This window comes from Shewanella donghaensis, from assembly GCF_007567505.1.
Classification (GTDB): Bacteria; Pseudomonadota; Gammaproteobacteria; order Enterobacterales; family Shewanellaceae; genus Shewanella; species Shewanella donghaensis.
Window position 1 is genome coordinate 2,108,765 of sequence record NZ_CP041783.1, and the last position, 20,843, is coordinate 2,129,607.

Annotated in this window: 14 protein-coding genes and 1 riboswitch; of the genes, 5 read left to right on the top strand and 9 right to left on the bottom strand. The window is 41.8% G+C overall.

All coding sequences use genetic code 11. The features are described 5' to 3' along the window. Window positions 1-61: 61 nt before the first annotated feature. Window positions 62-239, bottom strand: a riboswitch (cobalamin riboswitch). A gap of 194 nt (window positions 240-433) precedes the next feature. Then, on the bottom strand, window positions 434-1,144 hold the full coding sequence (locus tag FPK91_RS09075) for a histidine phosphatase family protein (RefSeq protein WP_158638072.1): 711 nt from the start codon (window positions 1,142-1,144) through the stop codon (window positions 434-436). A gap of 298 nt (window positions 1,145-1,442) precedes the next feature. On the opposite strand from FPK91_RS09075, the gene metH reads away from it, so the two are divergent. Then, complete coding sequence (gene metH, locus FPK91_RS09080) at window positions 1,443-5,159, top strand: methionine synthase (protein ID WP_144210658.1); 3,717 nt, start codon at window positions 1,443-1,445, stop codon at window positions 5,157-5,159. A gap of 357 nt (window positions 5,160-5,516) precedes the next feature. On the opposite strand, the gene FPK91_RS09085 is transcribed toward metH, so the two are convergent. Beyond that, the gene (locus FPK91_RS09085) at window positions 5,517-7,058 is read right to left on the bottom strand and encodes a KAP family P-loop NTPase fold protein (protein WP_144210660.1); all 1,542 of its coding nucleotides are present in this window, start codon (window positions 7,056-7,058) and stop codon (window positions 5,517-5,519) included. Window positions 7,059-7,461: 403 nt separating this feature from the next. On the opposite strand from FPK91_RS09085, the gene FPK91_RS20915 reads away from it, so the two are divergent. After that, a complete protein-coding gene (locus FPK91_RS20915; protein ID WP_158638073.1) occupies window positions 7,462-7,617 on the top strand; it encodes a hypothetical protein in 156 nt (51 codons plus the stop codon). Between the two features lie 269 nt (window positions 7,618-7,886). After that, window positions 7,887-8,216, top strand: coding sequence for a hypothetical protein (locus tag FPK91_RS09090; protein ID WP_144210662.1), 330 nt, complete (start codon window positions 7,887-7,889; stop codon window positions 8,214-8,216). Between the two features lie 594 nt (window positions 8,217-8,810). On the opposite strand, the gene aspA is transcribed toward FPK91_RS09090, so the two are convergent. Further along, on the bottom strand, window positions 8,811-10,253 hold the full coding sequence (gene aspA, locus FPK91_RS09100; protein WP_144210666.1) for an aspartate ammonia-lyase: 1,443 nt from the start codon (window positions 10,251-10,253) through the stop codon (window positions 8,811-8,813). 696 nt (window positions 10,254-10,949) lie between these two features. Between aspA and FPK91_RS09105 the strand changes: the two genes are divergently transcribed. After that, the gene (locus FPK91_RS09105; RefSeq protein WP_144210668.1) at window positions 10,950-11,459 is read left to right on the top strand and encodes a prepilin-type N-terminal cleavage/methylation domain-containing protein; all 510 of its coding nucleotides are present in this window, start codon (window positions 10,950-10,952) and stop codon (window positions 11,457-11,459) included. 699 nt (window positions 11,460-12,158) lie between these two features. On the opposite strand, the gene FPK91_RS09110 is transcribed toward FPK91_RS09105, so the two are convergent. Both FPK91_RS09110 and FPK91_RS20920 read right to left on the bottom strand, forming a co-directional pair. After that, on the bottom strand, window positions 12,159-12,827 hold the full coding sequence (locus FPK91_RS09110; RefSeq protein ID WP_144210670.1) for a tellurite resistance TerB family protein: 669 nt from the start codon (window positions 12,825-12,827) through the stop codon (window positions 12,159-12,161). A gap of 101 nt (window positions 12,828-12,928) precedes the next feature. Next, window positions 12,929-13,081, bottom strand: coding sequence for a hypothetical protein (locus FPK91_RS20920; RefSeq protein WP_158638074.1), 153 nt, complete (start codon window positions 13,079-13,081; stop codon window positions 12,929-12,931). A gap of 150 nt (window positions 13,082-13,231) precedes the next feature. On the opposite strand from FPK91_RS20920, the gene deoD reads away from it, so the two are divergent. Beyond that, a complete protein-coding gene (gene deoD, locus FPK91_RS09115) occupies window positions 13,232-13,942 on the top strand; it encodes a purine-nucleoside phosphorylase (RefSeq protein ID WP_144210672.1) in 711 nt (236 codons plus the stop codon). A gap of 111 nt (window positions 13,943-14,053) precedes the next feature. On the opposite strand, the gene FPK91_RS09120 is transcribed toward deoD, so the two are convergent. The 4 genes from FPK91_RS09120 to FPK91_RS09135 all read right to left on the bottom strand — a co-directional run bounded on the left by FPK91_RS09120 (window position 14,054) and on the right by FPK91_RS09135 (window position 20,580). Beyond that, the gene (locus FPK91_RS09120) at window positions 14,054-14,653 is read right to left on the bottom strand and encodes a Crp/Fnr family transcriptional regulator (RefSeq protein WP_144210674.1); all 600 of its coding nucleotides are present in this window, start codon (window positions 14,651-14,653) and stop codon (window positions 14,054-14,056) included. A gap of 167 nt (window positions 14,654-14,820) precedes the next feature. Further along, on the bottom strand, window positions 14,821-17,955 hold the full coding sequence (locus FPK91_RS09125) for an efflux RND transporter permease subunit (RefSeq protein ID WP_144210676.1): 3,135 nt from the start codon (window positions 17,953-17,955) through the stop codon (window positions 14,821-14,823). Further along, window positions 17,952-19,223 carry an efflux RND transporter periplasmic adaptor subunit gene (locus FPK91_RS09130; RefSeq protein ID WP_227006721.1) on the bottom strand — a complete coding sequence of 424 codons (1,272 nt, stop codon included), beginning with the start codon at window positions 19,221-19,223 and terminating at the stop codon, window positions 17,952-17,954. The genes FPK91_RS09125 and FPK91_RS09130 overlap by 4 nt, the downstream gene beginning before the upstream one ends. Then, window positions 19,183-20,580, bottom strand: a complete 1,398-nt coding sequence (locus FPK91_RS09135) for a TolC family protein (RefSeq protein WP_144210677.1) — start codon at window positions 20,578-20,580, stop codon at window positions 19,183-19,185. Before FPK91_RS09135 ends, FPK91_RS09130 begins: the two co-directional genes overlap by 41 nt. Window positions 20,581-20,843 lie beyond the last annotated feature (263 nt).

Here is a 20,843-nt window from a genome sequence, read left to right on the forward strand (position 1 = left end):
AAAACTGTCACTATATCTAACTCCGCCTGAGTTACCCGCTCAAGTTGTTGGGTGCTGCACTGCAGCAAGAAAAATTAAGCTAGGTATCTGACTTAATTACATCTACCACTTATCAAAAAGTAACAGCATGTAATTTTACAGTTGCGGGTACAGTTCGAGCTAAATAGCATTTACGGCTACATCTCGATTCCCTATTCATTCACCTGAACACATTGTTTAGCTCTAAATGTCGTTATTCACTATCAGCTAATAACCTGTCACGATTAACTATAGCGATAAAAATCAACATTAACGTCACTAAAACGATGCATATGCGGATAAATTGACTTAATTTTATACTTTAATAGCACTCAAAAAATGCAGTTAACATTGTACGATATATCTGTCTGTCTTAATTCGGTTTTTTCGACTGAATTTTAGCGATTGGTTAAAATTAACTCGACCAGTTTAAACGATATACAGGTTTATTATGCTTATCGTCAGTCTCTGACCAAAATACATCAATCGATACCGTTGCGGCGTAATCAAGATTAAATTGCGCATAAAGGGCTTTGCAGCGAGTAACACCTAAAACCAAACTAATGATATGACGCATTACACCGCCGTGTGTTACCACTAGGGCAGCACAGGGCTGATTGCTCTGTTCGCCCTGTTCGCCCAGTTCGCTCAGATCATCAAGCTCTGTAGCATCATAAAGCTGCTCAGTGATTAGCTCAAAAGCACTAGCAACACGCCGCTCAAAATCAGCCATTAATTCTGCTTCTGGTAAAGCGTTATCCCAAGGGTTGTCCCAATAAGCATCCAGTTCAGCGGCATGGTGCTGATAAAGCTCATCAAAGCCTTTGCCGTCCCACAATCCAAAATCAATTTCCTGTAATTCAGACATCAGCTTGGGTTTTAATGTCAGGCTACAGTCTACTTGATTCAATTGTTGTGACAGTTCATCAGCAAAAACGCGGCATCGAATGAGAGGAGAGCTATAAATATTAAGAAAAGGTAAATAACCTAGCAAGCCCAGCTTCGCTGCACTTTGGTGCATATTACAAAAGCCTAAATCGCTTAAAGACACGTCCGTTTTGCCGCGTAAAATACTGCCACCTTCACATTGCCCATGGCGTAACAATATTATCTTAGCTTGTTTCATCGCAGCGAACTCCATCAGCATATTCGTTTATTATCAATTTGCTCATCTATAAGTAACGGACTTGCTCTTATAAACATTTAAAGCGTATTATGGACGTCTATACGTTTAAATGTCCAAACAAAATATTTAAGATGAATTTTATAGTAGGGGATTTTTCATTATTCTCCCCTTTTAAAGCATAAATAAAGGTATGCTTATTTCGTCCTAAAGTGATAAACAACCCTCTAGTGACTGCAGTTAACCAGCAATTTAGCAGTTTGTTAAGTTACTAGAATAAAAGCAATTAAGGTAATACGTTATGGCGAAGTCGACTTCCTACAGTCAGGTACTTGAACAACTTACAAATACGCTTAAACAGCGCATTGTTATTCTCGATGGTGCCATGGGCACAATGATTCAAGACTACAAAATGGAAGAAGAAGATTATCGCGGTGAACGCTTTAAAGATTGGCATTGTGACGTAAAAGGTAATAATGACATGTTGGTACTAAGCCAACGTCAAATCATTAAAGACATCCACACTAAATACATGTTGGCAGGCGCCGACATTATTGAAACCAACACCTTTAATGCGACTACCATCGCCATGGCCGATTACGACATGCAAGCCCTGTCGGCTGAAATCAACTTTGAAGGGGCTAAAGTTGCCCGCGAAGCTGCTGATGAAGTAGAAGCACAAACTGGCATTAAGCGTTACGTTGCAGGCGTGCTTGGCCCAACTAACCGCACCTGTTCTATCAGCCCCGATGTTAACGATCCAAGCTTTCGTAATGTCAGTTTTGATGAGTTAGTCGAAGCCTATGTTGAATCAACCACCGCATTAATTAACGGCGGCGCTGATATCATCATGGTTGAAACCATCTTTGATACCTTAAATGCCAAAGCGTCATTATTTGCTATTGAAACCGTATTCGACACCCTTGGCGATCGCCTTCCCGTGATGATTTCTGGCACCATTACCGATGCATCAGGCCGAACACTTACCGGACAAACCACCGAAGGTTTTTACAATTCTCTGCGACACATTAAGCCATTATCAATCGGGCTTAACTGTGCATTAGGGCCAAAAGAGCTGCGTCCTTACGTTGAAGAGCTATCCCGTATTGCTGAATGCTTTGTGTCAGCGCATCCCAATGCTGGCCTGCCAAACGAATTTGGTGGCTATGATGAAACCCCAGAAGAAATGGCCGAAGTCATAACTGACTGGGCCGAAGAAGGCATGCTCAACATTGTTGGCGGTTGTTGTGGTAGCACCCCTGCGCACATTAGCGCCATACGTGACGCGGTGATCAAATATGATGCCCGCACCATTCCAGACATCCCAGTAGCGTGTCGCCTATCCGGCCTTGAGCCGTTAACCATTGATGGCAACTCACTGTTTGTGAACGTCGGCGAACGTGCCAACGTAACTGGCTCAGCCAAGTTCCTGCGTTTAATCAAAGAAGAAAAGTTTGAAGAAGCCTTAGATGTAGTGCGTGAGCAAGTTGAAAACGGCGCGCAAATCATCGACGTCAACATGGATGAAGGCATGCTAGATGGCGCTGAGTCGATGACGAAGTTCTTGAACTTAATTGCCTCAGAGCCTGATATTTCCCGTGTCCCTATCATGATCGACTCATCAAAATGGGAAGTGATTGAAGCGGGCCTTAAGTGCGTGCAAGGTAAATCCATCGTTAACTCTATTTCGATGAAAGAAGGCGAAGAAGCCTTTATCAAGCAAGCCACCTTAGTTAAACGCTATGGCGCCGCTGCCATTGTGATGGCGTTTGATGAAGACGGCCAAGCCGATACTCGAAAGCGCAAAACCGAAATTTGTACTCGTGCTTATCGCCTACTGGTTGATGTAGTTGGCTTCCCACCAGAAGACATCATTTTCGACCCCAACATCTTTGCCATCGCCACCGGTATTGACGAGCACGACAACTATGCCGTCGACTTTATCGAATCCATAAAAGACATCAAATCGACCCTGCCTTATGCGATGATTTCAGGTGGTGTATCAAACGTCTCGTTCTCGTTCCGTGGTAACAACCCAGTGCGAGAAGCCATCCATGCGGTGTTTTTATACCATGCGATTCAAGCCGGTATGGACATGGGGATTGTCAATGCTGGCCAGTTAGCCATTTACGATGACATTGACCCTGACTTAAAACAAAAAGTCGAAAACGTAGTACAAAACCTGCCTTGCCCAGTGGCTGACTCGACCAATACCGAACAGTTACTCGATGTTGCAGAGCGCTTTCGTGGTGACGGTAAACAAGTGGCTAAAAAAGAAGATTTAGCTTGGCGCAGCTGGCCTGTGGAGCAGCGACTTTCACACGCATTAGTGAAAGGCATTACCGAATTTATTGACCAAGACACCGAAGAAGCACGCCTGTTAGCCACCAGACCACTGGATGTGATTGAAGGCTCGTTAATGAACGGCATGAATGTGGTTGGCGACTTATTTGGCGCCGGTAAAATGTTCCTGCCGCAAGTAGTTAAATCAGCGCGAGTGATGAAAAAAGCGGTTGCCTACTTAAACCCATATATTGAAAAAGAAAAAGTCGAAGGCCAATCTAACGGCAAAATCTTGATGGTCACAGTAAAAGGTGACGTCCATGATATTGGTAAAAACATTGTCGGCGTAGTGCTGGCGTGTAACGGCTACGAGGTAATCGATTTAGGTGTAATGGTACCCGTTGATAAAATCATTGAAGTCGCCGTGGCTGAAAACGTCGACATTATTGGCATGTCAGGGCTTATTACTCCAAGCCTTGATGAAATGGTGCATAACGTTAAAGCCTTCCATAAAGCAGGCTTAACCATTCCATCAATCATTGGCGGCGCAACCTGTTCTAAAATTCATACCGCGGTAAAAATTGCCCCACATTCACCAACGGGAGCAATTTATATTGCAGATGCTTCACGCGCCGTGCCTATGGTGTCAAAGCTGATAAACAATGAAACTCGCCAAGCGACGATTGATGCCGCCTATGAAGAATACGACATCATGCGTGAAAAGCGTTTATCACAAACTAAACGCAAAACCATAGTGCCCATTGAAGCTGCGCGCGATAACCGCTGCCAATATGATTGGGACAACTACACCCCATTTAAACCGAACAAACTCGGTCGCCAAGTCTTTGATGATTACCCATTAGCAGACTTAGTTGAACGTATCGATTGGACCCCATTTTTCAGAAGTTGGGAACTACATGGTCGCTACCCAGATATTTTAACCGACAAAGTCGTCGGCGTTGAAGCCAGTAAATTATTTGAAGACGGTAAAGCGATGTTGGCCACCATCATCAAAGAAAAATGGTTAACTGCCAAAGCGGTAATTGGCTTATTCCCAGCCAATACCGTCAACCATGACGACATTGAACTGTACACTGATGAAACGCGCACCGAGCTTGAAATGACCACTCATCACCTGCGTATGCAGCTTGAACGCGTCGGCAATGACAACTTCTGTTTATCAGATTTTGTAGCGCCAAAAGATTCAGGCGTAGCCGATTACATGGGCGGCTTTGCGGTAACAACGGGTCACGGCATTGACGAACATATAGCTCGTTTTGAAGCCAACCACGATGATTACAACTCCATCATGGTTAAGTGCTTAGCAGACCGTTTAGCTGAAGCGTTCGCAGAGCGTATGCATGAACGCGTCCGCAAAGAATTTTGGGGATATGCTGCTGATGAAGTACTGGATAACGAGTCACTCATTCGCGAAAAATACAAAGGCATTCGTCCAGCCCCTGGTTACCCCGCGTGTCCAGATCATACTGAAAAAGGCTTATTGTGGGATTTACTTAAGCCCGATGAAACTATCGACCTTAATATCACCGAAAGCTACGCCATGTACCCAACGGCTGCGGTATCAGGCTGGTACTTTGCCCACCCTAAATCACGTTACTTTGGCGTGACCAATATTGGTAAAGATCAGGTTGAGGATTATGCTGAGCGTAAAGGCATGACATTGGCAGAAGCGGAGAAGTGGTTGTCACCAGTGTTGGATTATGACCCTGAATAGAGAGTGATCCAGAGTAATCACTGATTACTCTTTATTAGGATTCCAAACTTCGTTTGGATGTAGATCGCAGGGTTCCACCCTGCACTGGCCAAGATGGGGATCAACAGCAATCCCCCTCTTGAATCACCCCTGCCGCCCCAACCAAGTTGTGCTTCTTCATACTCCAATAAAAATACCTAACGGCTCAGACGGGACATCCATGTCCCCCTGAGCCTTAGCCATCATCCATGATGGCTATACACCATTTTCATCTGCGTATTTCAGCAACTTGGAATGGGGTATATTGGAGACTGCGGCGGTGTTTTGGTAGCTGTATATTTTAAAGCAGACTCTGCTCCAAATTTTCTTTCGAAGTTATTAATCAAAAGAAGTAGCCAATTCAACCCAGTTTTTATAATCACTCTTAGATTGTTTTAATCCGATAAGTTCTACACCAACAAAGTTTTGTATAGGTGCTTTATTCTTTCTATTCACTGAAAGAGATTGAGTAATCTCATTAACATACTTTCCTTTAAGAATATTAGATTGACTACTTTCAAGTTGAGTTGATAACAATTGAGCGAACTTTATCGGATGTTTGCCATTTTGTATGTTTATCCCATACACATTATCCCCAGATGTAACCGCACCGTTAGAAAAATGTTTATACGGCTCTAAATTCAAATCAATCAGCATCAGATATTCTTCTTTAAAAAGAATTTCTTGGATAACTTTAAGCTCATGGTAAATAGCATTTTTACCTATCGGGCGCCTTTCATTAATGATGTCCTGATAGAACTCAAAATATCGGTCATGAATAATCATCAGAGAACAAAGCAGTAAAATATCTACCTTTTTATCTTCAACAGTAAAAAGTACGGCTTTGACTTTATCGACAAGTTGCTCAGTTTCTCGCAGTGGTAACGAAAAAACATCTGCAATTGAAGCCACTAGATAGGATAGATATTCGACATCATTATCTAAGAAAGGCCAAACTAAATCATTAAAGTGGGCAAGCTGTGAATCCTCCAAGCTTGAGAGTTTATTTTGAATGAACTCTAACCTCGGCTGTTCTTGCAAAGTGCAGCGCCTTTGAAAAAAACGACTTAAATATACATTCGCATTAAAATCATTTCCGTAAACGGCTTTGACAGCATGTTGCAATTGCTCAGTATCAGTAGCAACCACAAAAACCACATTTGGCATATCGAAGAAATGTTTGATCACTTCCAACATCTCTACTGCATAAGTTGGACGGCATCGATCTAATTCATCAATAAATATGAATGTGGGATTATCTTTCTCAGTACAACTAAGAATGTCATTTATGAATGCTGCTATTGAGTCTTTAAAGTCTTTGATACTTTTTAACTTTGCATCATGATCTTTAATTATTGCACTCACCAACTTACCTGAAGCATCTGCAAAATCTTTACTTTCAAACAGATTCGATTCACTGTTTTTTTCTACAACTTTATCAACATCTATACCGCTTAATTTTTTTACTACAGCTTTGGTGATCTCTGGAGTTGCTTGCTTACAGAACCCCCAAGCTTTACTGCCAATATTAATTATTTTTTGCTCTATATCACCTTCTGATTGATCGCGAAGTTGAGAGATTATGGAGCTAATAACGGCAAGCATAGGATCATTTGAAAAATCCTGCTTCCAAGCATCTATATATACAGTTGGATGAATATCGTTAATAGAATGCTGCCAACGTTTGAGAAAGTAAGTTTTCCCCGTTCCCCATCCTGAGTTAAGGTTTAACACATAACCATTTTGTGCCTCACCAACAAGAAAATGGGTAAGAAACTCAGCATATCTTGCTCGCCCTAATTTATCAGAACTGAATTTAGTATCGCAATCTAGCGTGACTGGGTCTATCCAAGAAAAGTTGTAACCACTTTTATCTACCATGATAATCACTCATATATTCACCCTTACAGATCAGAACAAGTCAAACTATTATTAATCAATAAGATAGCGACTATAATCGAGATTATCAAGAACAAGTGCGGTAAGAATAAACTTAATCAAATACTCAATTAAATTGAAGTTAGACGTTAGATTATTCCCCGTTGGAAGTTGCCGATGTGTATGCAGATAAATGGCGTAAACCTGACATGGATGTCAGGTTAGCTTTCGCGGGGCATGGATGCCCCATAGGAAGCGTTAGCTATTTTCAAAATACACTGAGGATGACAACTTCGTCGGGGCGCTGGGGGTTATCCAAAAGGGGAACAAGCGCTTTTCCCCTTTTGGTCTGGTGTGGGCGAAGCGCCACGACTTACCTTGGCCGATAGGCCATATTTGGCGAGACATGGATCCCTCAGATTCTGACTCAACATATTTTGACCCAACATATATCTCTGACCCAGCATATATAGAGGTCATTTGGGATGCTGTTGAAAAAATTCATCAAACTCGGCCTCCTGCAGATGTCATTTTCTACCCTAATAATATCACCACTGATTAAGCTATTTTTGAACATAAAATAGCGTCTCATTAAAGGCGATTTTTTATATTTCTGGTTTGCTAATTAAGAGTTAGCTAAACTCACTACTTAGGTGGTTAAAATGACTAATTGTTTATTTGTTGCACAGGCGTGAATTGAATGCGTTTTGATTTCCTTTTTATCGAAATAATTTAAAACCACTTAAAATCAAGTGTTTAAAACATAATCTCAAACTTGGCACGCAGCTTGTAATAACCTAGGTGTACCCCATAATTGAAAAGGAAGACACCATGTTTAACTCAACCTCAAATACAAATTTAGTCACTAGCTCAACATCTACAAAAACTAACCGTACATTTAAAAAATTAGCGTTAATTGCCGTTATTGCAACAGCAAGTATTGGCGCTCAAGCGAATGAATTGAGTAGTGCTGATATTGTGAGTGTATTAGAAACACGTTTTACTGAAGCAACCACAGAAATGCTACAAACTGCGAAACAAGAAATTACTTTGAATCTGCATAGTAAAATCGCAGAGCAACTATTTGAGCTAAGTACTTCTCTTGAGTTGACAGAATCAGTAACAGAGCCAGATACAGCATTAGTAAGTAATGAGGACTAATAAATGGATTTAATGATGTTACTTAATTTTGCAGATCCATTAATCTCATTGCTTCTGCTTCCCGTTATCAGCTTTATTGTGTGTTCGTTGTTGATATGCGGGTTGCAGTGGTACCAATTTAGAAGCGTCAATGCTATTTCCAAAAAGTTTGTTTCACTGGAGATGGCAGGAAAAACAGCATGAACTTAACTGTTGTAGAAAAGTGTTTAAAAGCAGATGACAGCCTAAATCTAATAATAATTTCGTAAATATGTAACAACCACCCTATCTAAAAATCACTTAATAGCAGGTTTGTACGACTTGTTGACGTGCTTGTAATTGTTAATTCAGCCTGTATCAAAATTGAGCTTTCACGGTTTATAAAATTATTAGCACTGTGCTCAATTAAAAGGTCTAAATCGGCAATAAATAGGGCAGAGTAAACTTAATTCCAATCTCACCCAAATGAAGTTTGACGCTAAATAATCCCCCCTAAGTGTGTACAGATTTATTTGAGCACATCAATTTACTTGACCACACCAGAGCGCCCCCCCTTGACTCTGGTATGGGCGAAGCGCCACGACTTACCTTGGCAGCAAGGTCATTAGAGCAATTTTATACCTTCGCTTCTCGGCTATGACGCTTGGCTTGGTATTTAGGGTTCATCAGGTTTTCAACCGAAAGAATGTCATCGAGTTCATCAACGGTTAACAAGCCACGCTCTAGCACTACTTCGCGGACGTTCTTACCGGTTTCAGCACAAATCTTGCCGACGATATCGCCTTCATGGTGGCCGATATAAGGGTTAAGGTAGGTCACAATCCCGATGGAGTTCAGTACATGGTTCATACAGATCTCTGGGTTCGCAGTTATCCCTTCAACGCACTTTTCTCTCAGCGCTACACACGCGTTGCCCATAAGGCTCAATGATTCAAACATTGCCTGACCAATCACAGGTTCCATTACGTTAAGCTGCAATTGCCCAGCTTCTGCGGCCATAGTGATAGTAATGTCATTACCCACCACTTTAAACGCAACCTGATTTACCACCTCTGGGATCACTGGGTTAACCTTGGCTGGCATAATAGATGAACCCGCTTGCAACTCGGGTAGATTGATCTCTTTCAAACCTGTGCGCGGGCCAGAGGAAAGTAAGCGCAGATCGTTACAAATCTTGGAGACTTTAATCGCCATACGCTTAATAGCGCTGTGCAGCATCACATAGGCGCCGCAATCAGATGTCGCCTCAATTAAATCCTCTGCTGGCACATAATTACGTCCTGTAATAACAGCAAGATGTTTGATGGCTAACGAGGAATAACCTATTGGCGTATTCAAACCCGTGCCAATCGCAGTCGCGCCTAAATTCACTTCTAGTAGTAGCTCTTGGCAACGCTTGATTGATTTAATTTCTTCTCGCAGCGTGACGGCATAGGCATGAAACTCCTGCCCTAATGTCATTGGCACTGCATCTTGTAATTGAGTACGGCCCATTTTTAGGACTGTATTAAACTCTTTCGCTTTAGCCTCAAAAGCACTGGTCAGATCGGTCAATGTATCTAACAGCGAATCGGTACTGTTGATTAATGCAATGCGAAAACCCGTTGGATAGGCATCATTGGTTGATTGGCATTTATTGACATGGTCATTGGGGTTAATCACATCGTAGCGGCCTTTTTCTAGCCCCATAAGCTCCAATGCTACGTTGGCCAATACTTCATTGGTATTCATGTTAACCGAAGTACCTGCGCCGCCCTGGTAAACATCCACTGGGAATTGGTCGACAAATTTCCCCGTCGTTAGGATGAGGTCACAGGCTTCAATAATTTTGTCGCCAATATCGGGGTTAATTGCGCCCAATTCGCAATTCGCCATCGCAGCGGCTTTCTTGGTTAAGATCATGCCGCGCACAAATTCGGGAATATCGGAGATTTTAGAGTGACTCAACTTAAAGTTTTCAATAGCTCGTAGAGTATGAATGCCATAATAGTGCTGGTTGGACACAGCTTTAGTGCCCAATAAATCTTCTTCGATCCGTACGCTATGGGTATCTTTCATTTCATTCCTATTAAATATGGGTCAGGGTAAAATTTATTGCCGAGTAATAGTCAGTGTAATATGAGCCGTATTTTATAAGCCGAGCGATAAAAATCACTCATTAGAAATCATCTATAATTAAGAATAAATATCGCCTCTTTGACTATTGAGCACGATATTAACGCGTTGGCAGTGTGGGGAATTAGAGAAAGATCACCTAAATACAATCACGCGTAAATTTGTGCGATTTGTTAGACATTCATCTCAACTTGATAAGGAATGTGACCCCGACTAAAGCACATCAAAACGGCGAATAAATGACGGGAATGTCATTTTTTTTATGCTAGAAACACATTGACTCACCTTTGAAAATAAGTGGGTGAAGCACCGAGACTGTCCTCAGCGGCAAGGCCATAAAAACAAATCATAAGTAATTCTAGCTCCCATTTGCCGAATTAAAGTCATCGATATATTAATCTTGCCTGAAACTTTTCTAAACATCTGTGGTGTTCAAAAATTAACATTAATTCATTTGAAAGTTGAACAAAAAAGGCGCAATTTAAATTTAGAGCTTTAGCTCTAATGTGGAATATGTCTTACTCATTTTAAAATTTACGTATTTAATTTGAATAAAAAACGCTAGGAGAGCTTTCATGTTCGCTTTATAGGATCACTGTAAAGCCAGTTTCAGCTATGAAGATAGCAAAGGTGTTAACAATGAAAAATCAACAAGGTTTTACGCTAATTGAATTAGTCGTCGTCATCATTATTCTAGGCATACTCGCTACCGTCGCTGCGCCAAAATTTATTAACCTACAGGGTGATGCTAGAGTCAGTTCTCTTGCAGGAATGAAAGGCGCAATTCACAGTGCCAATGCGCTTGTTTATTCTAAGGCAAGTTTGGCAGGGGTAGAAAAATCCTCCCTCAACACAGATTTAGATATTGGTACTGGTCAAGTACTCTTTACCGCGTACGGTTATACGCTTGCTACTAACACTGATTTAGAAAATGTGCTCGATACAAAATTTAATCATGCCACATCCAGTACCGACCCAACCATCACTCATAATAATAATGCTGAATGGACTATTTACGCTGATGGTAATGGCGATGCATATATTTGGCAAAAAGGTGCGCCAGCAACATGTAAATTGACATATAAACAAGCTAAAAGTCCGACTGAGTTACCCAGTTATCAAATAACGACTGATGCGACTAAATGTTAAAGCAGAAATTAAACGGCATTAAATGGGATCAGGGACAGTGAAAACTTAAACATAACCCCCCCTTTCCAAATGAAATCACGAGGCGGATAAATCCCTAATAAGTAAGTAAGTGAGTAAATAAATGGAATTCGTCTGAGCCTATTCCGCTTATTTTGCTTATTTTGCTTCAAACAACATTGTAGCCTTAATATCAAGATCATAAATGTGGTAACCAGATTAAAACATGGCTTAAACGGTATGATCTTGATTGTCGAAAATCACTGAGTCAATCAGAAGGCGACTCTATCCGGTACAACAAGCTATAACATTGTGATTGCTGATATTGGGCTTGAGGTTTTAATTCATTAGTGCAATGACAGCCAAACATTACTCTGGCCCACAGTGAATGAGATGAAAATATTGAAAGAGTTGCTGAATATGGGATGGACAGCTATTGAGGAAATCAGCTGAAAGCATGTTTTTTTAAACAAAAAGTAAAAACAAGAAACACAAACACAGATCACTAAGCTTGCCAGTTAGTGCGTGTCAGGCAACAAATAACCATATGCGATTTATTGATTAATGCTATCAGTGTACTTGCAGCTTTGACTGTCGTTTTTATATTAAGACTTTTCTATTTCATGTTTCATGTTTCATGTTTCATGTTTCATGTTTCATGTTTCTGATAATAGCCACAAAATAAGGCAAGCATAATAAAAGTTAAGCGGCGACCTTATGTGAGCTGACTTGATGTTCAAGCTCTTTTACCAGAGCTGGCGGCAATTGTAATCGGGCTGCCAACATTGCTAAATAAGACTTTTCTGCTGCAGTATCAACATCAACAGCAAATAGTGAAGCAATATAAATTTCTGCAGCAACTTCTGGACAGCTGGCACTGTTAACAATATTGTCGATATCAACAGGATGCCCCATCTCTTGTACGAGTAAATGCTGACTTTCACTATCTAGCCCCAATGTTTCAATTCTCTGGAAAATAGCTTGGCTCTCTTGCGCATCTAAACGTCCATCCGAGCGAGCTGCGGCGATCATTGCTCGTACCAATATTAAACCCAACGCTTCGGTCGCAGCAGGATTGTCATCACTAGGTAAAAAGGCTGATCCCTTAGGAGGCGAGGATAACTCATTATGCTGACTAGCTGGTGTTTCAGTGGTGCCAGTGTTTTGATTGTTGTTATAACGTTTGAATGCGGTATAAGCCAGCCCGCCAACGGCGGCAATGCCACCGACTTTTAATGCATTAGCACCTATTTTCTTTACCGTTTTACCTTTAACCATGTTGCTTGCCATACCACCAGCGAGGCCTCCGACAAAACCGCTGGCAGCGCCACTGCCCATAATTGACCCTAAAAGCTTATTCATATCGACCATAATTATTAGCTCCAACAAGATTAAAAAGTAAACTAAACAGAATCAAAAATACTATATGAAAAAAACAGCAAATAGGTTCAAACATTAATAAAGATTAATTCTCATTGAATGACCCATGCTTGAGAAGTGCAAAGCTGAATTAACGGTATTGGCAGTTGCTCACGCCCAACAAAATAGCGCCCAAAGCAGTCTGACTCGTCATGTTCTAAATCACAAAACAACCATAAAAAACCAATATGCGTTAAGCCATCCATTTGGGTTACACCGAATAAGAGCCCTCTTTTTACAAAATCTCCTACAAAATACCCTGTTAATTTCCGGCATTTCCGGACAAATGTCCTCTTATCTGGATCGGGTATTACCTAGAATAAACACATTAAAAAACTCCATAAAAAGGTAGCACCATGACTCCTCATATTAATGCATCAAAGGGCGATTTCGCTGACACGGTTTTAATGCCTGGCGATCCTTTACGAGCGAAATTTATTGCCGAAAACTATCTATCAGATGTTAAGCAAGTCTGTGATGTACGTAACATTCTTGGGTTTACGGGCACTTATAAAGGGCAAGCTATTTCAGTATTAGCCTCAGGCATGGGCACGCCTTCGATGGCCATTTATGCCAATGAACTTATCAATGAATTTGGGGTTAAGCAGTTAATCCGTGTTGGTAGCTGCGGCGCTATTGCAGAAGATATTGAGCTAAGGGATATTATTGTGCCTAACGCTGCCAGTACGGGTAACGCCATGAACCGTGCCCGTTTTGCAGGTTATGATTATGCCGCCGCACCTGATTTTTCGATGCTAAAAAACTGTTGGGATGTGGCGCAGTCACTGTCTCTTGATGTGCGTGTGGGTAATATTTTTACTAGCGATTTTTTCTACGAAGATCCTGACACGCTTATGCCAGCCATGAAAACAATGAACATTCTCGCCTATGATATGGAGTCAGCAGCATTATTTACTATTGCGGCTAAATATCGAGTGAAAGCATTAAGCATATTAACAGTGTCTGATCACGTCATAAAAGGTGGAGAGTTAACGACTGAAGAGCGCCAAAGTTCATTTGATAACATGATGAAGTTAGCGTTAGAAACAGCTATTAAGCCGATATAGTCGATATAGTCGATATAGTCGATATAGTCGAACAGACAAGTCCATCACCTAGCGCCAAAAATCTTTGGCGCTATATCTAGCCCATATGTTTAAATCGCTATGTTCAAATCGCTAAAATTGACCTATGACCTTGTAACGTTTACCGATTTTCTCTAGCTTTTTTTCTTCGATAAGTTCGTGAATAATTCTGCGGTAGGTTCTGGTGGTAATACCGAGTTTTTTAGCGTTTAAAGTCGATGACAAATCAAATAACTCATCATCCGACACGTTATGTGCTTGTAGTATTTGATTGATAATACTTATTTTTGTTGGCTGTGTGAGGCGCTCAATGAGCTTTTTGACATTGGTATTATATCGTTTCGTCATTAATGCCATTAAATCAGAAAAAACCTGACTGTCGGCTGATAAAACAGTTAACACCTGCATTTTACTGAGCTTATAAAAAGCTCCAGGTTTATTGGATTTAACGCTAAATAGTGAATGATTATCTTGTTGAAAAAACTCCATCTCACCAACAAAGCCAGTGTAATTTTCTTCCACCTTCAAAATAAACTCATTGCCGTTATCATTAATATAAGAAACCGTAAAATTGGCATCTATACAAAATAATAGTGACGTGACGTCATTAGACTGGCGTAATAAATAAGTGCCTTGATCATAATCGTGCTTACGTACACCCGTTGATTCGAGCACAGCAATAATATTTTCCAATCAAGGACACTCCGTTATTTAAATTGCCATTCTATTCTAGCGAAATTAGATGGGAATATGGAATTTTCATATCAGCTCAGATATTACAGTCATAAAAATGGGGCAACTAAGCCCCATTTACTCTTCCATTGATTAGCAACTCGCCATTGGTTACGAAGCTTAAACCACTAACTTCTAGCAACGCCAAAGCTATCCTCAAACTTTTGATCTAAGCTAGCTTGGTCAACTTTATTGCCCTTTAATCGCTCAACTACAAGGTAGTTAACCGGTACCAATATCAAGGTGATAAAGGTAGCAAAGATAATCCCGAAGCCCAATGATATGGCCATAGGAATTAAGAACTGCGCTTGAGTGGACTTCTCTAATAACAGCGGCATTAAGCCGATAAAAGTGGTCAAACTGGTAAGCATAACCGGTCTAAATCGTTTGGTACCCGCTGTTAATACCGCCTCCGCTAATGGCATTCCTGCTTCACGCTTTTTGTTAATAAAGTCCACCAGCACTAAGGAGTCGTTTACCACCACACCTACGAGTGCCATCATCCCCAAAATACTAAAGATGGTGAGCGGTGAGCCCATTAACCAGTGACCGAGTACTGCGCCAATTAAGCCAAAGGGGATCACGCTCATCACAATTAACGGCTGAATGTATGATTTAAACGGTATCGCCAATAAGCTATAAATCATAAACAACACGAACACTAAGCCCCATTGAAGCGAACCAAAACTGTCTCGTTGCTCACGCGCTTCACCTTCCAGTGAATGCCTCACACCTGGATATTGCTGCACTAAGCCGTCAAGAAAGACCTTAAGATCGGCTTGTAATACCGTCATATTAGTGTTGTCTTTATCCACATCAGCAGTGACATTTAATACGCGATAACGGTCGATTCGTTTAATGCTTGATGGACTCTTGCCTGAGGTCATTTTCGCCACATGGCCAAGTGGCACTTGCGCGCCCTGACTAGTGGTAATCAAGACCTTTTTAAGGTCATCCAATGACTGACGTTCATCTAGTGGCAAACGTAGCATCACTCGAACATCATCTCGTCCACGCTGTATACGTTGAACTTCGGCGCCAAAATAGAAGCTTCTGACTTGAGTTGACACTTCCTGACGCGTTAGCCCCAATGCCTTACCTTGCTCAGTTAACTCAATTAATAGCTCTTCTTTACCGTTAGATAGACTATCTGCGATATCAAATACTGTCGGGTATTTTTTCAGATGCTCTTTAACTTGATCGGCAATCTCACGTAAAGTCTCAAGCGAGTTAGCACTGAGCTGCACATCAATAGGATCAGAACTACGGCCTATTTCAGCGCGGTAAGTGACTGACTCAGCGCCAGGAATATCACCAACACTGCGGCGCCATTCTGTTAATAGTTGCTGAGAGGTAATATCTGATTCACGCTTCTCTGCGGCGGTTATTTCAAAACGCACCCCGCCAGCATTTGAGGTGCCACCGCGGCCACCTGTCGTGGCTAAAATGTTGAGAATGACACTCTCACCGTCTTCTTCGGTATACTTTTTTTGCAGCGCCTCAGCTTTAGCGGCAATGGCAATAATATGCGCGTTAGTCACCTCAAATGGGGTGCCTGCTGGCATGGTCAAGTTGAGTCGCACTGTTTCACTAGGAATGCGCGGGAAGAAGGTAAACTTAGTCCACCCCGTGGCTAACAATGCCGCTATCACTAGTAGCACACTGAGAAATAAGCTCAAGGTGGCGGTTTTATGCTTCAGCGCAATCCGAAGAAATGGTTGATAGAATTGAATAATCGCTCGTTCAAATCCATCGGCAAATTTTTGCTGAAAAACCTCAAATTTATTATAATTTTCTTTCTCGCTGCGCATCTTAATATATTTAAGGTGAGCAGGAAGGACAAACTTAGATTCGATTAACGAGAACAGCAGTACCGGGATAACCACAATCGCAATTTGACCAAATATAGCTCCTCGAGTCCCCTCGATAAACAACATAGGTAAAAATGCGGTCACAGTGGTTAAAATACCAAAGGTCACTGGCGCAGCCACTTCTTGGGCGCCAAGAATCGCCGCTTGCTCACCATTTGGCGAGGTCTTAAGATGAGTGTAAATATTCTCGCCGGTGACAATGGCATCATCGACCACTATCCCCAATACCAAAATAAACCCAAACAGACTTATTACGTTTAAAGAGACACCAAAAAATGGCATAAATATGAAGGCGCCCATAAACGAAACAGGAATACCGATAAACACCCAAATAGCGATCGAAGGACGTAAAAACAAAGTCAGCAATAGCAGTACTAATATGCCACCCTGTAACGCACTGCCTGTTAAGGTGGCAATACGGTTCTTAACGATTTCAGAATCATCATCCCAATAGCTGAGACCATAGCCTTGGGGTAATGTTGCCTGACGCGAATCGATATAACCCTTAATTTTATCAGCCACATCAATCGCACTTTGCTGGCCGATTCGATACACATCAATAAATGCCGCTTGTTGACCATTAAAACGGGTTCTTACTGGGGTTTCTTCAAAACCGTCCACCACATTGGCAATATCACCTAAACGGATAATGGTGCCATCAGCAGCAGATTTAATGGCAATATTGGCAAACTCATCTTTGTAGTAAGCTTGGCCTTTAGAGCGTAGTAATATATCGCCGCCTTGGGTTTTTAAATTACCCGCGGAGATATCAGTACTGGACGCATTAATGGCTTTCGAAACTTCGCTAAGGGTTAAGTTGTACTGGCGTAATTTGTTTTGCGATAAAGCTAATGACACTTCATAGTTACGCACCCCACTTAAATCCAGCTGGGTGACGCCTTCAAGACGCAGCAATTCATCACGTACGACTTCGGCAAATTCTACTGTCTCTTTCTCGCTATATATGCCCGTAACTGTCACTGCTATTACTTCACGTTTGCGCTGAGCAAGGGCTATAACGGGGTTTTCAGCATCAACAGGAAAAGTATTAATCGCATCGACTCGGCTTTTAATATCCGCCAACATTTCGCGAGGATCGTAGCCACTTTCGACTTCGATGGTGACCTGAGATGAAGACTCTGATGAGCTAGAGGTAATTTTCTCTATTCCTTCAAGATCTTGCACAGCCTCTTCAACCCGAATAGTCACCCCTTTTTCAACATCTTCAGGGGTGGCACCACGAAGGGAGATATTCACTGATATCCTTTCAGATTCAACCGTTGGGAAGACTTCAAGTGGGATCCGCGTTGACAGCGAACCTAAACCCAATACCAGCAGCATCAACATTAACAAGTTGGCAGCTACATGGTTTTTAGCAAACCAAGCAATCATGGTTTTGACTCCTCTTTAGCAGCCGGTTTACCCTTGCGCGGTTCATCTGAGTTGCGCTTCCCTTGACCTATTTTGGCTTTACTAACATCGCCCACTACCGTTACGGGTGTACCAGAACTCACTTGCCCTAGGGAAGTGACAACCAGCTCGTCGCCACTTTCTAAGCCCGTTCTCACCACAGAATCTTGGCTGTTTTGCCATCTTGTGATAACTTCTCGGCGCAATAACATGCCATCGTTTACCACATAGACATACGAACCTTGATAGATAGCTTTAGTGGGTATCACTAATACTTGAGCTAGCTTTTTACCGGCGATATTAGCCGTCAGATATTGGCCTATTTTAAGTGGCATCTGCTGATTACTTTGATAATCAAATGGGTCGTCAATTTGTGCCACCACATAAAGCTGTTGAGAGTTACTATCGATAGCCCCTTCAGTACGAATGAGTTCGCCTTCCCAGGTTTGCAGGCCGATTAAATCTGATTCAAAGCTGACCTTTGCCACCACAGACTTGCCTTGTTCAGGCAGTTCAACCAAACCGAGATCGCTATTATTAATCGGTAAACGTATTTCCACATAATCGGTGGCATAAATCGTTGCCAGTTGCCCATTGGTCGACACCACGCGGCCTACATCAACATTCTTTTCTAGAATTCGCCCAGAAAACGGCGCTACAACTTGGGTGCGTTCCAAAGCTAAATTAGCTTTTTCAAGCGATGCTTGGTTAGACAACATTGCTGCTCGTGCTGCAGCTAATTGCGGTTCACGTAACACTAGCGAAGTTGGCTCGCGGCCATTACTGAGTCGCTGCCAATCAGCTAAAGCTTGGTTTGTTCTCGCTTGCTCTTCTAATAATTGTTGTCTGGCTAGTAGTAATCCAGCTTCGGCAATTTTCACTTCAGCTTGATAATCTCTATCATCGAGCTGAACTAACACTTCGCCAGTCTCGAAAAAGCCACCTTCACGGAAATTTGGGCTAATGGACAAGATCTGCCCAGATGCCTGAGTCACTAATGCACTTTGAGTTCGCGGTTTTACTACACCAAAACTGCTCACCTGAATTTGATAATCTTGTGGTTTAAGCACCAGAGTTTCAACCGACATAGCCGCTACTGCCATCGGCTTGCCACGTTTCGAGCTCGGCGGGTTTGAGGTAATCACTATGATAGTGACAATAGCGATAGCAATTATGCCAACGGGGATAAGGTATTTCTTATTCATCATATTATTCTTCTTCTGTATCACTGGCATTGGTAACACTGGCATCGAGATCACCACCTAAAGCAAGGTGTAGTCCGATACGGTTGGCAATAATTTGGTTTTTTAAGCTGATAACCGAGCTTTGCGCCACAAACGCACGGGTTTGGGCGTCTAGTACGGTGGTGTAACTGACAAGGCCACTTTGGTATTGTTCAAATGATAGGGTTTCAGCTTGGAGGGCATTTTCTTGGGCTTTTAACGTTGAGCGATATTGCAGCTGTAAACTAGCATCCAGATCAAGATTGTTCTCCACCACCTCAAAAGCGCCAAACAAGGTACTTAGGTATTCTTGCTCTTGCTGTTTCAGTTTTAATTTTTGTTGCTCAGTTTGCGACTCTAGTCGACCGGCATTAAAAATCGGTGCGGTAATACCAGCAAACACTGACCACGAGGTATAATCGCCACTGAGTAAATTTGCAATATCACTGCTAGAACTGCCAATGTCTGCCCCTAAACTCAATGCTGGATAACGCTGCTTTTGAGTAAAGGCCACTAACGCATCTTGGGCTAACAATTGATACCAAGCTGCTTGTAATTGAGGTTTACGTTTAACTAACTCACTGGGCACACCTATTTTTATTCCCTGTGGCAGCAAGGGTAATTGCTCATCAATCAATAATTTACCCGCAGGATAACCGCCTAATAGCCGTTCTAGGGTTCTGATATCTTGATTATGTTGGCTACGTTGTGACTGCAGGTTGGCATTTTCAGTATAAAATTCATTCTGGGTTAAATAGACGTCTAGCGCAGCACTTAACCCTTGCAGATAACCTGACTCGATGATTTCAAAATTGAGTTTGGCATTCTCTGTTCGGCGCTCAAAAAGCTTAACCAACTCAGCTGAAGTCACCACTTTATAATAAGCAATGACCACATCAGCAACTAACGCATCTCTTGCTTGCTGATAATTTGCCTCTGCAGTTAATAAATTCAGTTTTGCAGCTTTAGCGCTGTCTGATAGCTTGCCCCAAATATCTAATTCGTAGCTGAGATTTAAACTCAGGTTATTGGAGCTAGACGAATTATCACTGTCGCCATTACGAGCACTATTGGCTGATAGATTTAATTCAGGCCAAAAGCTTGAGTCGCTAATATTGAGTTGTTGTTTTTGAACCTCAACCTCTAACGCAAGTTGGATCAGTTGTTGATTGGTATTTAAACCGATACTAATAAAGTCTAATAACTGATCTGTCGCTATTGGGGTAACCCAGCTTTGGTTGTCTTTTAATGAACGAGCATCGGTATGCCAAGACTGAGGGAGTTGTGGCTTAACCAAGGGCTCATCCACATAAGAAGAGCTGCTGCAAGCAGTTAAAATGACCAGCGAAGTCGCAATAGCCACTTTGTTGAAATGTCTTTTCATTAATTTGAAATCCATTTTCGTTTATTATTATTTAATATAATTGAGATGTTACGTATTTGATTCTAAATAGTTCACTATTTAAAGAAAATAGCCAAACAGCTACTTTGCACAGCTTTACATAGGTTAGCTGTGTAAGTGTACGTCGACGTGTATATATAGAGAAAGAACCGATGAAATGTAAGCATGTTTGTCTATATAACCTAATTAGGAGTTTATAGGTTCATTAGAGGCTTACACATTAGTGCATCACTCGAATCAATCAG

Coding starts and splice junctions, on each gene's coding strand:
- FPK91_RS09075 (WP_158638072.1), bottom strand. CDS start 1,144: ATGAAACAAGCTAAGATAATATTGTTACGCCATGGGCAATGTGAAGGT.
- metH (WP_144210658.1), top strand. CDS start 1,443: ATGGCGAAGTCGACTTCCTACAGTCAGGTACTTGAACAACTTACAAAT.
- FPK91_RS09085 (WP_144210660.1), bottom strand. CDS start 7,058: ATGGTAGATAAAAGTGGTTACAACTTTTCTTGGATAGACCCAGTCACG.
- FPK91_RS20915 (WP_158638073.1), top strand. CDS start 7,462: ATGGATCCCTCAGATTCTGACTCAACATATTTTGACCCAACATATATC.
- FPK91_RS09090 (WP_144210662.1), top strand. CDS start 7,887: ATGTTTAACTCAACCTCAAATACAAATTTAGTCACTAGCTCAACATCT.
- aspA (WP_144210666.1), bottom strand. CDS start 10,253: ATGAAAGATACCCATAGCGTACGGATCGAAGAAGATTTATTGGGCACT.
- FPK91_RS09105 (WP_144210668.1), top strand. CDS start 10,950: ATGAAAAATCAACAAGGTTTTACGCTAATTGAATTAGTCGTCGTCATC.
- FPK91_RS09110 (WP_144210670.1), bottom strand. CDS start 12,827: ATGGTCGATATGAATAAGCTTTTAGGGTCAATTATGGGCAGTGGCGCT.
- FPK91_RS20920 (WP_158638074.1), bottom strand. CDS start 13,081: ATGGATGGCTTAACGCATATTGGTTTTTTATGGTTGTTTTGTGATTTA.
- deoD (WP_144210672.1), top strand. CDS start 13,232: ATGACTCCTCATATTAATGCATCAAAGGGCGATTTCGCTGACACGGTT.
- FPK91_RS09125 (WP_144210676.1), bottom strand. CDS start 17,955: ATGATTGCTTGGTTTGCTAAAAACCATGTAGCTGCCAACTTGTTAATG.
- FPK91_RS09130 (WP_227006721.1), bottom strand. CDS start 19,223: ATGCCAGTGTTACCAATGCCAGTGATACAGAAGAAGAATAATATGATG.
- FPK91_RS09135 (WP_144210677.1), bottom strand. CDS start 20,580: ATGAAAAGACATTTCAACAAAGTGGCTATTGCGACTTCGCTGGTCATT.